This is a genomic window from Streptomyces sp. NPDC102360, from assembly GCF_044766085.1.
In the GTDB taxonomy this organism is placed as follows: domain Bacteria; phylum Actinomycetota; class Actinomycetes; order Streptomycetales; family Streptomycetaceae; genus Streptomyces.
The window spans coordinates 806,521-819,105 of sequence record NZ_JBIWLG010000001.1 but is presented as its reverse complement, the minus strand read 5'-3'; the positions used below and the strand labels follow the sequence as shown (position 1 = coordinate 819,105).

At 67.6% G+C, this 12,585-nt stretch carries 8 protein-coding genes and 2 pseudogenes; 2 read left to right on the top strand and 8 right to left on the bottom strand.

Annotation, left to right across the window (positions count from 1 at the left end):
- Positions 1 to 133: 133 nt before the first annotated feature.
- Positions 134 to 1,354 (bottom strand): IS110 family transposase, encoded by a 1,221-nt coding sequence (locus tag ACIRHA_RS03775; RefSeq protein ID WP_403839459.1) that lies wholly within the window; start codon positions 1,352 to 1,354, stop codon positions 134 to 136.
- 207 nt (positions 1,355 to 1,561) lie between these two features.
- On the opposite strand from ACIRHA_RS03775, the pseudogene ACIRHA_RS03770 reads away from it, so the two are divergent.
- Positions 1,562 to 1,922, top strand: a pseudogene (locus ACIRHA_RS03770) (transposase family protein); the annotation flags it as partial.
- A gap of 82 nt (positions 1,923 to 2,004) precedes the next feature.
- On the opposite strand, the gene ltrA reads toward ACIRHA_RS03770, so the two are convergent.
- Positions 2,005 to 3,501: a group II intron reverse transcriptase/maturase gene (ltrA, locus tag ACIRHA_RS03765; RefSeq protein ID WP_403839457.1), complete on the bottom strand. Its 1,497-nt coding sequence runs from the start codon at positions 3,499 to 3,501 to the stop codon at positions 2,005 to 2,007.
- A gap of 593 nt (positions 3,502 to 4,094) precedes the next feature.
- Here ltrA and ACIRHA_RS03760 point away from each other — a divergent pair.
- A pseudogene (locus ACIRHA_RS03760) lies at positions 4,095 to 4,496 on the top strand (transposase family protein); the annotation flags it as partial.
- Between the two features lie 128 nt (positions 4,497 to 4,624).
- Here the strand turns inward: ACIRHA_RS03760 and ACIRHA_RS03755 are convergent.
- The 6 genes from ACIRHA_RS03755 to ACIRHA_RS03730 form a co-directional block, all read right to left on the bottom strand.
- Positions 4,625 to 5,239, bottom strand: coding sequence for a TetR/AcrR family transcriptional regulator (locus ACIRHA_RS03755; protein ID WP_403839455.1), 615 nt, complete (start codon positions 5,237 to 5,239; stop codon positions 4,625 to 4,627).
- Positions 5,240 to 5,317: 78 nt separating this feature from the next.
- Complete coding sequence (locus ACIRHA_RS03750) at positions 5,318 to 7,915, bottom strand: glycoside hydrolase family 3 N-terminal domain-containing protein (protein WP_403839454.1); 2,598 nt, start codon at positions 7,913 to 7,915, stop codon at positions 5,318 to 5,320.
- Positions 7,912 to 9,339 (bottom strand): GH1 family beta-glucosidase, encoded by a 1,428-nt coding sequence (locus ACIRHA_RS03745; protein WP_403839452.1) that lies wholly within the window; start codon positions 9,337 to 9,339, stop codon positions 7,912 to 7,914. Before ACIRHA_RS03745 ends, ACIRHA_RS03750 begins: the two co-directional genes overlap by 4 nt.
- Positions 9,336 to 10,256 (bottom strand): carbohydrate ABC transporter permease, encoded by a 921-nt coding sequence (locus ACIRHA_RS03740; protein WP_403839450.1) that lies wholly within the window; start codon positions 10,254 to 10,256, stop codon positions 9,336 to 9,338. The genes ACIRHA_RS03745 and ACIRHA_RS03740 overlap by 4 nt, the downstream gene beginning before the upstream one ends.
- Complete coding sequence (locus ACIRHA_RS03735; RefSeq protein ID WP_403839448.1) at positions 10,253 to 11,179, bottom strand: carbohydrate ABC transporter permease; 927 nt, start codon at positions 11,177 to 11,179, stop codon at positions 10,253 to 10,255. Before ACIRHA_RS03735 ends, ACIRHA_RS03740 begins: the two co-directional genes overlap by 4 nt.
- A complete protein-coding gene (locus tag ACIRHA_RS03730) occupies positions 11,176 to 12,465 on the bottom strand; it encodes an ABC transporter substrate-binding protein (RefSeq protein ID WP_403839446.1) in 1,290 nt (429 codons plus the stop codon). The genes ACIRHA_RS03735 and ACIRHA_RS03730 overlap by 4 nt, the downstream gene beginning before the upstream one ends.
- Positions 12,466 to 12,585 lie beyond the last annotated feature (120 nt).

Below are 12,585 nucleotides of genomic sequence, written 5' to 3'. Positions count from 1 at the left end.
GGCGGGGCTTCAGCGTATTCAGTGGGCGTTTTTCAAGCTGGCGGCGCGGACCGCGAGTTGGACAACTTCGCGCAACGACGAAGCTCCTGGTAGACGGGTTCTCGACCAAGATCACCCGTGTCTGCCAGGAGTTTCAATGACGATGTCCAGCTGCTTGTGCGAGCTGCGGGACAGCAGCGGTGAAGACCCGGTGGTCGCGCAGGAGTGCCCACAGGACGCTCGCGCGTCGGCGGGCCAGGGCAATGACGGCCTGGGCGTGCTTGCAGTCTTCGCCGCGCTTCTTGAGGTAGAAGTCCCGGTTCGGACCGTCGCGGATGATGCTGGTCTGTGCGGACAGATAGAACACTCGGCGCAGGTGGCGGCTGTAGCGTTTGGGTCGGTGCAGGTTGCCCGTGCGGCGCCCGGAATCCCGGGGCACGGGTACCAGTCCGGCAGCGGATGCGAGGTGGCCGGCGTCGGCGTAGGACGCCAGGTCCCCTGCTGCGACGACGAATTCCGCTCCCAGGATCGGGCCCATCCCCGGTAGGGACTCGATGATCTCTGCTTGCGGATGCGTGCGGAACGCCGCCTTGATCTGTTGATCGGTCCGCTTGATCCGGTCGTCCAGCGCCAGGACTTCGGTGGCAAGATCCGCGACGATCTGGGCTGCGATGTCTTCGCCGGGCAGCACGGTGTGCTGGGCATCGGCAGCCTCCAGCGCCGCGGCGGCCACCGGATCGGCACTGCGTACGCTGCGGTTGGCCAGCCATGCGGACAGGCGAGTCCGGCCGCGGCGGCGGATGGCCTGCGGGGTCTGACAGCCGGTCAGTAGAACCAGAGCACCCTTGTGGCTGGAGTAGTCGAAGGCCCGCTCCAGCGCGGGGAAGACGCCAGTGAGGACGTCGCGCAGCCGATTGATCATCCGTACCCGGTCGGCAACCATGTCGGTGCGGTGCGCGGTCAGCAACGCGAGATCAGCAGCAAGCTGGGCAGGTACGCCGATCGTGGTGAAGTCGCGGCGCTGGCGGACGGTTTCAGCGATGACGTAGGCGTCACGGGCGTCGGTCTTGGCCTCGCCCCGATAGGCCCCAGCCATACGGTTGACGGTGCGGCCGGGCACGTAGACGGCCTGCTGACCGTGGGCTGCGAGTAGTGCCAGCAGAAGTGCCGAGGTGGTGCCGGAGATGTCCACCGCCCAGTGGATCTCGTCCGCGAGATCGAGGATTTCGCCGATCGCGGTCAGGATCGCCGACTCGTCGTTGTCGATCTTCTTGGACCACAGGGTTGCTCCGGCCTCATCCACCACCGATCCCCAGTGGTGGCCCTTGCCCGCGTCGATGCCTGCCCATAACCGGACCCGCCTGCTGACGTCCACTCTCGCTCCTCGTGCCGTGAGACTCGCCCGTCGGCCCGAGGAACACCCCGCCGTCAGCTCCGTAAACAGCGACAAGATCGCAGATCTCAATCAGCAGCCAGGGTGCCCAGAAGAGCCGGGCGGCCACTCCTGGCGAGCCACTGAAGACAGCTTCGCGTAAGCCACACCCGGCCCTCCCGGGCCAGCCAACAACTTACGGAGCTTCACGTGCTTGTCCACCCGTCGTCGATAGATCTGTCCAGCCGCACCCTGCGGTACCTGAGCAGACAACTCACCGCCCGGCGCCGGGAGATCGGAACCCGGTGGCGGCGCCTGCCTGCCAACCGCCAGGCCCTGCTCACCCTGGCCCACCTGCGATGCGGCGACACCTACACCCAGCTCGCCGCCGGGTTCGACATCGGGGTCGCGACCCTCGTCCCGCTACATCCGCGAGGCCGTCGAGGTGCTGGCCGCCCTCACACCGACCTTGAACGAGGCGACGGCGATGGCGACGATGCGAGAGAAGGCGTATCTCATCCTCGACGGCACTCTGCTGCCCATCGATCGCATCACTGCCGACACCCCGTTCTGTTGAGTCGGCACGGAGCGCGGTGCCGGTGTTGCCATCGGTCCGTTTCTCCGTGCCGCTCGCCGAACCCGGCGTGCGGCTCTCACCGCACCGGGCTCTCCACGGTCTCTGCCGTTCGAGCGTGGTTGAAGGTCCAGGGGTTGGGGATTGTGTTGCCCCGGTAGCGATAGCGGGTGACCGCCGTCGAGACCATGGGGAACAGCTCGATCCCGTCCGCCGAGAGCCTGTGCCACCGGCCGTTGCGGTCGGTGAAGCGTCGGCGGACGCCCTTCCACCTCCAGCGGTGCAGCACCATCCACCAGTTGGTAACCCGTCGCCATACGAAGTGGTCCAGGGCTTTCAGCGTGGTCTTGCATACCGCGTGCTTGAAGTAGTTGACCCAGCCGCGCAGAATCGAGTTGATCCTCTTGAGCACGGTCCCCGGGTCCTGCTGCGACGTTCTGTTCGTCAGGGCACGGATCTTGTCCTTCAGCTGCCGGATGGGCCTCTTGGCGATGAAGGTGTAGACATACCACTTGTTCGAGCCTCGTTTGCGGCGCCACTGGATGTGGAACCCCAGGAAGTCGAACCCTTCCGACATGTGCACGATCTGAGTCTTGGCCGGTGACAGCCTCAGCCCGAGAGGGTGCAGTACGTCGGCGATGTCCTCGCGCAGGCGGGCGACGTCGTCACTGCTGCCGTCGACCAGGACGACGAAGTCGTCCGCGTAGCGGACGATGCGCCAGTTCGGGCGGCCGTGGTGACGGTGGTGTGCCCGTCTGCCTCTGGTGGACATCCGACCGCCTGGTTCCCATGGCTCCATCACGTGCTCGTCGAGCGCGGACAGGGCGATGTTCGCCAGCAGCGGGGAGAGGATGCCGCCCTGCGGGGTGCCGGTGAAGGTCTCCTCGCGGCCGCCGCCCTCGGTGAGGACGCCGGCCTTGAGGAACGCCTTGACCAGCCGCAGCACGCGCTTGTCCTTGACTCTTGTTCGCACCCGGTCCAGCAGGGCCGTGTGGTCGATGGAGTCGAAGCATGCCTCGATGTCCGCGTCCAGCACCCAGCGATAGCCGTTGGTGCCGTAGCGGTGGATCTCGGCGATCGCGTCGTGTGCGCGCCGCATGGGCCGGAAACCATAGGAGACCGGCATAAAGTCGGCCTCGAAAATCGGCTCCAGCACCAGTTTGAGGGCTGCCTGGACCACCCGGTCGGAGACGGTCGGGATGCCGAGCTTGCGCACCCTCCCGCTCCCGCCGGGTTTGGGGATCTTGCGCTCGCGCACCGGCAGCGGGCGGAATTCACCCGTCTTCAGTACGCGTCGCAGGTCCTCCAGGTAGCCCGGGAGGCCGAGTTCCCGCTCGACGTTGACGACGGTCAGGCCGTCGACGCCCGGGGTTCGGGCTCCCTTGTTTTCCGCGACCCGTTCGAACGCCACGAGCAGCGTCGCCGGGTCGCATACGAGGTTGAACAGATCGTCGAACCTGCGGCCATGGTCGGCCGCCGCCCAACGGTGAAGCTTGGCCTGCATCCCCGATACCCGCTGGTGAGACCCCAACGGGGCCTCCGGGGCACTGCTGTTCAGCAGCGCGTCTTTCGGCATTGCAGCCTCCTTCCCTTCTCGAAACCGCTGCCGCCCTTCCCCATGTGCCGGACTCTCCCCGGCTCGGAGTACTACGGCGGCTCCGCCCCGCCCCGGCACGATCGGCCGACGATGGACCCAGCCCATCCGCCGTGCTGGACGCGCGGCACAAGGGCGGAACCGGGACGGTTCCCGTGTTCGCTCACTGTTCGATCGTCGGAGTAGGAGCCCGGCTATGCCCCCGCGGCCTCGCCACGGCTACCCCGCAGCACTTCACCGTGGCCTCCCCGCGCGACCGAAATAAACCGCCCGGAAAGTTCCCCGCCAGCCGAATATCCAGCAGGGACGCACCGCATCCAGCCCTCATCCACCAGGTTCGAGCTGGCGTGCCTTAAGGAGGCGTAGACGCCGGTTCCTCGCGTACTCCTCTCCGTCTCGCTCGCCGGACCCGCACCATCTGGCAGTACTGGCACGTCCCGGCTTTGTCGGGGCTGCTTCCCGCCCTCTCCGGCACCTCCCGGGTCAGGCTGCCCCCAGCTTCAACCACCCTGCTGCGACAGGACGATGGTGGTGGTCTTTCACCTCCACTCGAACAACAAGCGCCTCACGGCGCACACTCGGGAAAGCACAAACGCCACAGCATGAACGTGCAGGTCCTCACCGATCCGTCCGGCCGCTTGCTCTGGGCCTCGCCGGCACTGCCGGGCTCGGCCCATGACCTGACCTCGGCGCGACAGCATGGAATCGTCGGAGCCCTCGCCGGTGCGGGACTCACGTGCTGGTCGGACAAGGCGAATCAGGGAGCTGGCAGGGCTATTCGTGTCCCGTGCCGGGAACGCCGCCTCAAGCGATGGCAGCGTCGGCACAACAGCAGCCACGCCAAGATCCGCTGCCTCGGAGCGCAGGCGATGGCCACCCTCAAGGACCGGTGGCTCCTCCGAAAGCTCCGCTGCAGCACCAACCGCATCACGGCGATCGTGAAGACCGTCTTTGTCCTTCACCACGCCTCAAGCTGAGGTTGGAAAAGCCTCACTCACGTCACGCTCGGCGGAAAGGACTCCGACACGAAATCAAGACACTCCCCCAGCCCCCGCGCAACCCGGAGGGCACGCGCCTCGCGTGGAGACCGACGGCGCCTCGTCGACTACTCCTCCTGGAAGCGCTCCAGCAGTGCGACGAGTCGGGAGATGTCCTCGGCGACCTTCGTGTCCTGGTCGATGAGCCATCGGCTCTGCAAGCCGTCCGCCGCCGCGAGCACGATCCGGGCAGCCCATTCGTCACGTGCTTGGGGACGCGCTTCAGGACTCGACTCAGGTGACTCGCGGCGACGAGCGAAGAACTCGCTCACGCCCCGGGTGGTGCGCTCGATGCGTTCGGCGAAGAAGTCGTGAGCGGGGTGGTCGGGATCCGCCGCTGCCGCCGCCATGTCCGAGTACAGGCGTACGAGACCGGGCTGGTCCTCGTTGCGTCGCATGATGTCGATGAGGTTCAGCGAGGTGTCGTCGGCCTGCGCGGTGTCGAGCGCTTGCATGTCCCGGTCACGCAGGACCTCGACGAGAAGCTCGTTCTTCGAGGGGAAGTGGTGCTGCAGGGCCTGTTCTGACAGGCCCACCCGGGCCGCTATGGCCTTCAAGGACGCGCCCTGGGCGTCCGCTTCGGCATAGGCACTGAGGACCGCGTCCAAGATCTCCTGACGCCGCTGGACGCTCTTCTTGTAGGGACCGCGCTTGGCCATGGAAGCCCGTTCGTTCGTGTTCATGTGCTGGCGAGTTCTCTAGGTGGAGTCTAACGACGGTGTACCCGGCGCGACTTGGGACGGGGCAGGCGCAATGCCCGGTCAGCTGCCCGCACCGTGCTCCGGAGCGAGGCGCAAGGTCGCGTAGATCTGTTGGGCGCTCGAGCCGACATCGATGAGCAGTGGACGAGAGGTTGGCTCCCATCGCCGGCGCCGCGGATTCCATTGCCACATCGGGTGGTTGGGGCCGCCGGGGTCGATGGTCAGCTGGATCTGCCGCGTCTGGCCTGCGCGGAGCCGGACGCGTTGCCAGGCGACGAGGCGGCCGCAGTGCGTGGAGTCCTGATGCTCCACTCGGCAGTAGAGCTGGACGACTTCGCTGCCCTCGCGCGGTCCTGTGTTGGTTACGGAGGCCGTCACCGTCAGGGGGCGTTCGGGGTGGTGCGCCTCGCTGTCGGCGTACACGTCGTGCACCGTGAACGTGGTGTAGGTGAGGCCGTGGCCGAAAACGTGGGATCCGGCCCGGAGTTGGGCCCGGTAACCGACAGCCTGCTGTTCCTCGTAGCGGACCCGGCCGTCGGTCCCCGGGTAGCAGGCGTCGGGGTACGTGTCCGGGGTGACGGGGTGACCGGGGAAGGTGAGGGGCAACCGACCCTCCGGCTCGCGCGCTCCGATGAGGAGCTCGGCGAGCGCCTGTCCCTGGTCCTGGCCTCCGTACCAGGCATGCAGGTGCGCGGCGACGTGCTCGCGCCAGGACGAGGAATCCGTGGGGCCGCCCGACTGAGTGATCACAACGGTGTCGGGGCAGTGGCGGGTGAGGAGCCGGATGAGGTCGTCCTGCCCCTGCGGGAGCCGTGTGGTGGGCCGGTCGAAGGCCTCGGTCTCGTACGCGCGGGCCGCCACGACGGTGACATCGGCCCAGCGGGCGAGGTCGAGTGCCTCCTGGTGACGGGGTGGTGTGCAGTCGGCGGGTGGCTGCCAGCCCAGCCGGATCTGCGCCCCGTAGTGGTCGCTCTGCTCGGGCAGATCGGCCGCGTAGTCGAGCCGGATGTGCAGGCGTTGTCCGGCGCTCAGGGTGACGGTGGCGGTGTGCACGGTCGCTCCCGCGCCGCTCCACAGGATGCCCTCGGGGATCTCGCGTTCCTCCGGGAGCGTGTCGCGGTGGCTGACGTCGATGACGAGAGCGTCGTCGAGGAAGAGGCGCGCCGTGCCCAGGTGGGTGACGGACAGTTCGTACGTGCCGGAGCAGGGGGCGGTCAGGTGGCCGGTCCAGCGGGTGGCGTGGCGGGCGGGCACGTTCTGGGGCCATGACTGCCAGTTGGGCGAGGGTGCGTGGAAGCCGGGCTGGGAGAAGTGGCCGCGGTTGACTTCTACGAGGTGTTCGGTACGGGCGAAGGCGGGGGCTCCGGTGAAGGTGTCGTTGGTCCAATACTCGGCCCGCAGTCCGGGCTCATCGGTGTCGGGGGTGGACAGGACCTCCGGCGGGATGGCACCGGGGCCGGGCAGCAGGACGCCGGCGCTGATGGGGGCGGTGCCCGGCGTGTGCCGGATGTCGGCGCCGGGCAGCAGGGTGCGCAGGGCGTCGACGAGTGAGGTGTGTCCGGTGGCGTGGTGCGGGCTGACGAGCGGGCTTCCCGCGCCCGCCGCGGTGATGTCGGTGGCGTCGGGGCCGATGACGGCGATCTTCGTGCAGCGGGCAGCGTCCAGGGGCAACAGGCCGTTGTTGCGCAGGAGTACGGCGGAGCGGGCGGCGGCTTCCTGGCCGGTGGTGCGATGGCTGCGCACTTCTTCCTCGGTCAGCGGGACTGCCGGATGCTGCTGCTGGAGCGCGAGGAAGGGGCGCAGGATGCGCCTCAGATGGAGGTCGAGTTCCTGCTCGGCGATCTCGCCCGCGCGGATGGCGGCCGCGAGGTGATCGCCCCATTCGGGCGCGTCGGTGAGTTCCCAGTCGAGGCCCGCGGCGAACGACGCGTGCAGGGAGTGGTTGGCGAGGAAGTCGCTCATCACCCAGCCGTCGAACTTCCACTGCCCGCGCAGGACTTCGTCCAGGAGCCAGTCGTGCTCACTGGCGTATGTGCCGTTGAGCCGGTTGTACGAGGTCATGACGGCGGCGGCGCCGGCGTGGCGGACGGCGGCCTCGAAGGGCGGCAGGTAGATCTCGCGCAGGGTGCGTTCGTCGACGTGGGCGTCGACGGTGGCGCGGGCGTGTTCCTGGTTGTTGGCGAGGAAGTGCTTGACGCACGCCTGCGCGCCTTCGGCCTGGAGGGCCCGGATCTCAGGGACGACCAGCTGTGCGGTCAGGTAGGGGTCCTCGCCGAAGGACTCGTAGATGCGGCCGGTGAGCGGGACGCGGGCGATGTCGACGGCGGGGCCGAGCAGCACATGGTGTCCGGTCGCCACCAGTTCGCGGCCGAGGACGGTTCCGTACTCGGCGGCCAGGGAGGTGTCCCAGGTGGCGGCCAGGGCGATGGGGGCCGGCAGTGCGGTGGCCGCGGTGGCGGTGGCGACACCGGGCACGAGGCGGATACCGGCGGCGCCGTCCGCGGCGCGGATGACGGGGAGAGCGCCGTTGGTGTGCTGCTGGTTGGAGACCAGTGCCGTCTTCTCGTCGAGTGGCATCCGCGCCAGGAGTGTGTCGAGTTCGGCCTCGACGGCAGGGTCGGGACAAGTGAGGGTGGGAGTGGTGTGTGCTCGGGTCACAGGGTGTCCTTGAAGTCCTCGGCCGTCAGCTCCACCTGGGGGCTGCGATGACGGATCGCCTTGCGGTACCAGTAACTGCTGTCCTTGGGGATGCGCCGGTAGGTGTCCAGGTCGACGTGGACGATGCCGTAACGGTCGGTGTAGGCGCGATTCCACTCGTAGTTGTCGAGGAGGGACCAGAGGTAGTAGCCGCGGACGTCGATGCCGTCCTCGATGGCGCGGGCGATCCAGGTCAGGAAGCCGGAGGCGTAGTCGATGCGTTCGGCGTCGTGGACGCGTCCCTCGTCGGTGACCTGTTCGTTGCAGTTGGCGAGGCCGTTCTCGGTCACGTAGATGGGGATCGAGATGCCGTAGTCCTTGCTCAGCATGGTGAGGACTTCGTGGACGACCGAAGGGTCGTAGCGGCGCTGGGAGTTGAGGTAGTTGCCGCCGCCGAAGTCGCCGGGGTCACCGGCGTCGACGGTCTCGCAGGTGTCGTCCTCGGGGGCCTGGGAGAGATCTACGGTGAGCCGGTTGTAGATGTTGAGGCCGAAGTAGTCCAGGGGCCTGCTGATGAGTTCCAGGTCGCCCTCGCGGATGCCGGGCAGGGCTCCGGCCCGGTCCCAGCGCTCCAGCTGCCGCGCGGTGTAGCCGCCGCGGAAGAGCGGGTTGAGGAAGGCACCGAACGAGTCCTCCTCCTCGCTGACGGCCAGCTCGGTCTCCTCGACGGTGTCATGTGCCGGAGTGCGTTTCCACACGTCGACGACGATGCCGATCTCAGCCTGCGCCGGGGCGAGTTCACGGAACGCCGTGACGGCCTGCCCGTGGGCGAGCAGCGCATGGTGCATGGCGGTGCGCCCCGCCCGGGCGTCCTTGATGCCCGGGGCGAAGATCCCCATGCCGTAACCGGCCCAGTTGGAGATGGGCTCGTTCAGCGTCGACCACTGGTCGATCCTGTCGCCGAACACTTCGAAGGCGTAGGCGGCGTACTCGGAGAACCAGTGCTGGACATCGCGGTTGAGCCAGCCGCCGCGGTCCTCGAGGGCCTGGGGCAGATCCCAGTGGTAGAGCGTGCAGTTGGGCCGGATCCCGTGGGCGAGGAGGCCGTCCAGGAGACGGTGGTAGAAGTCGACGCCCTTCTGGTTCACCTCGCAGGTGCCGTCGGGGAAGATCCGTGACCAGGCCAGGGAGAACCGGTAGGAGTCGACGCCCAGGCGGTGCAGCAGGGCGATGTCCTCGTCGAGCCGGTGGTAGTGGTCGGCTCCGTTGTCGCCGGGGATGTCACCGAGCACGTTGCCGGGAGCGTGGGTGAAGGTGTCCCAGATGGAGGGTCCCTTGCCGTCCAGGTTCCAGGCCCCCTCGATCTGGTAGGCGCTGGTGGCGACGCCGAAGGAGAACCCGTCCGGCAGCCGCGGCAAGCCCGAGGGACGCGATGGTGTGTTCACTTGACTGCTCCACTGGTCATTCCGGATCGCCAGTACCGCTGCAGGAACACGAAGGCCAGGATCAGCGGCACTGTGGCGACGAGTGCGCCGACCAGGACGAGGCGGTACTGGTCGGGGGTCTGGCGGGACAGGAGGTTCAGGTTGGCCAGGCCCAGGGTCACGGGATAGAGGTCCTTGTCGTTGAGCAGCACCAGCGGCAGGAAGTAGTTGTTCCAGATCGCCACGAACTGCAGCAGGGCCACGGTGATGAGGCCGTCGCGCATCATGGGCAGGCTCACCCGCCAGAACAGCTTCCACTCGCTGGAGCCGTCCACGCGGGCGGCTTCGAGCACTTCGTCGGGTACCGACGCGTCGGCGAAGACACGACACAGGTAGACGCCGAAGGGGTGCGCCAGGGAGGCCGCGAAGACACCCCAGAAAGTGTTGGTCAGATGCAGCGAGCCGAGCATCAGATAGATGGGCAGCACCAGCGCGGAGGTGGGCACCATGACGCCCGCCAGGATGGCGTTGCCGACCCAGCGTTTACCGGGGAAGGAGTACTTCGACAGGGCGAATCCGGCGGCCGCGGACATCAGGACGGAGGCCAGGGCCCCGACGCCCGCGTACAGCAGGGTGTTGGCGACCCATCGGAGGAAGATCCCGCCGTCGTAGGTGAACAAGTCGGTGATGTTGGTCCAGTACTGGAAGTGCGTGAGGCTCAGGTTGTCGCCGCTGATGAGGTCCGTGGTGGGCTTGCCGGCCGAGATGAACAACCAGACGAGCGGAAACAGCGAGTAGACGGCGAGCAGCCCCAGGACGATCCGCGTGGAGCGGGCGCGCCCTTCCTGGGGAGCGGTGCCCGCTCTCTGCGGTGTCCGGCGGCGGGTGGACCCGGCAGGCTCGCGGCTCTTGGGCGATGCGGACAGGGCGGACGTCATTCGAACCTCGCCAGGGTGCGCGTCATGAGGAACGAGGCCACGGCGGTGCCGCCGGCGAGGACCACGGAAAGGGTCGCGGCGACGGGGTAGTTGTTGGCGAAGGCCATGCTGTAACTCATGAGGTTGGGTGTGTAGGTGCTGGACACGTCGGCGCCGATGTCCTTGAGGATCTGTGGCTCGTTGAACAGCTGGAACGCGCCGATGAGGGTGAAGACGAAGATGAGGCTGACGGCCGGCCGGATGAGCGGCAGCTTGATGGCCAGGGCAGTGCGCCAGGTGGAGGCGCCGTCCAGGCGGGCAGCTTCGAGTACTTCACCGGGGATGGTGCGCAGCGCGGCCGAGATGACGACGACGTTGTAGCCGAAGAACATCCAGATGTTGATGTTGGCGAAGCTGAACGGCAGCGAACCGCCGGCCATGGGCGCGATGTCGATGCCGTGGGTGTTGAGCCACCGCAGGATCGGGTCGAGCTGAGGCAGGTAGAGGAAACCCCACACCAGGGTGGCGATGACGCCGGGGACGGCGTAGGGCAGAAAGAAGACGAACTGGTAGGAGCGGGCCCAGCGGCGCATGGCGGCTGTGTCCACCATCAGGGCGACGCCGACGGAGACGGCGAGCATGAGGGGTACAAGCACGGCGACGTACAGCAGGACGTGGCCACAGGCGGCGAGGAAGTCGGAACTCCCCAGTACAGTGCGGTAGTTGTCGAGTCCGGCGAAGACGGTCTTGCGCAGCCCGAAGGACCCGGCGCGTTCGTACGTGGTCAGTGACTGTACGAGGGCGTAGCCGATGGGCGCGATGAAGAACGCGGCGAAGAAGAGGCCGAACGGTGCGATCAGCAGGAGGGGCGCCCGGCGGCTGCGGATCCCCTTCCTGGGCTTGCGTGTGCCCGCAGGAGGCAGGCGCGGGGAGACGCTGGTCACGGCCTCACCTTGAATCCGTTGGAGGTCAGCTGGGACGTCGCGGTCTTCTGCAGCCGTGTCAGACCCGAGGTCAGGGCGCGGCCGGAGGCGGCGCCGGTGAGCGAGTCGGTGAGGCTCGTCAGGGTCTGCATACTCGTCGGGGACCACTGCCAGTCCGTCGCCGTACGTCGCGCCGAGCGCTCGAAGACCGTGTAGACGTCTCCCCTGCCGTTCGGGGTCGTCAGTGTCGTCCTGTTACGCCGGGCCACCGCGGTCTGCGCCGTGGAGCCGGGGAAGTAGAACGAGTCGGCGCTCAGCGCCTTGAACGCCGGCGCGGACTGCGACATCCACTTGATGAACTCCACGGCCTCCCTCTTGTGCGGGCTGTCCGCGGACACGCCCCAACCGGCGCCTCCCGAGGGAGCCGAGGACGTCCTCTGCCCCTGCCAGGTGGGAAGGTCGCCCACGCCCCAGGTCTTGTCGGGGAGCCCGAGGGACAGCAGGTTGGTCGCCCACCAGGGCGGGTTGACGACGGTCAGCAGCGAGTTGTTGCGGATCTTCTGCTGTCCGACGGTGTCGTTGTTCCACAGCCAGACGATGCCTTCGTCGATCATGCGTTGCCAGGTGGCGGACACCTTGCGGGTGGCGGCCGAGTCGACGTCGACCTTCCATGTCTCGCCGTGCCGGTTCCACCAGCGGGCGCCGGCCTGCCAGGACAGCCCGGTGAAGGTGTTGGCGTTCGTCGGCAGCGCGCCCAGGTACACCTTGCCGCCGGACTTCTTCTTGATGTCGAGGCCCATGCGCTCGAACTCCTCCCACGTGGTGGGAGGTTTGTCGTAGCCGTACTTCTTGAGCACCTTGCGGTTGAAGTACAGGCCGAGCGGGCTGATGTCACCGGGCAGGGCGTAGGGATCGCCCTGCGCCGTGACCTGGGACCACGCGGCCGGCTGGTACTGGCTCTTCTGGTCTCCGGCCAGGCCGGAGAGGTCGGCCAGGGCTCCTTCGCTGAGGAACTGCGGGAGCGCCATGTACTCAACGGGGAGGACGTCGGGCGCCGAGCCGGTGCGGACCGAGGCGAAGATCTTCTGGTAGACGGTCGTGGGGTCGGGCGGGAGCGACTCGAGCTCGACCCGGACGTCGAAGTGGGTGCGGTTCCACTGGGCCACCGCGGCTTCCGTGTTGGGGGTCCAGGACCACACCTTGAGGGTGACCTGTCCGTTGTCGCCGGAACAGGCGGTGAGTCCGGCCAGGGCGCACAACGTGGCCGTGAGAGCCAGCAGGCGATTGGCGATGCCTCTGGGCTGCACACTTCCTCCTTCTTGAGGAATGCACGCGGCGTCGTCCACGCCGCGAAAACTTGATGACATCAAGTCTTTGGTGAGGAGAAGGCTCCGGTCAAGACCTCACAGGAGGTGAGTTTCTGTGAA

Bases quoted from the DNA above. Each gene is read 5' to 3' on its own strand.
- ACIRHA_RS03755 (WP_403839455.1), bottom strand. From the start codon at position 5,239: ATGAACACGAACGAACGGGCTTCCATGGCCAAGCGCGGTCCCTACAAG.
- ltrA (WP_403839457.1), bottom strand. From the start codon at position 3,501: ATGCCGAAAGACGCGCTGCTGAACAGCAGTGCCCCGGAGGCCCCGTTG.
- ACIRHA_RS03740 (WP_403839450.1), bottom strand. From the start codon at position 10,256: ATGACGTCCGCCCTGTCCGCATCGCCCAAGAGCCGCGAGCCTGCCGGG.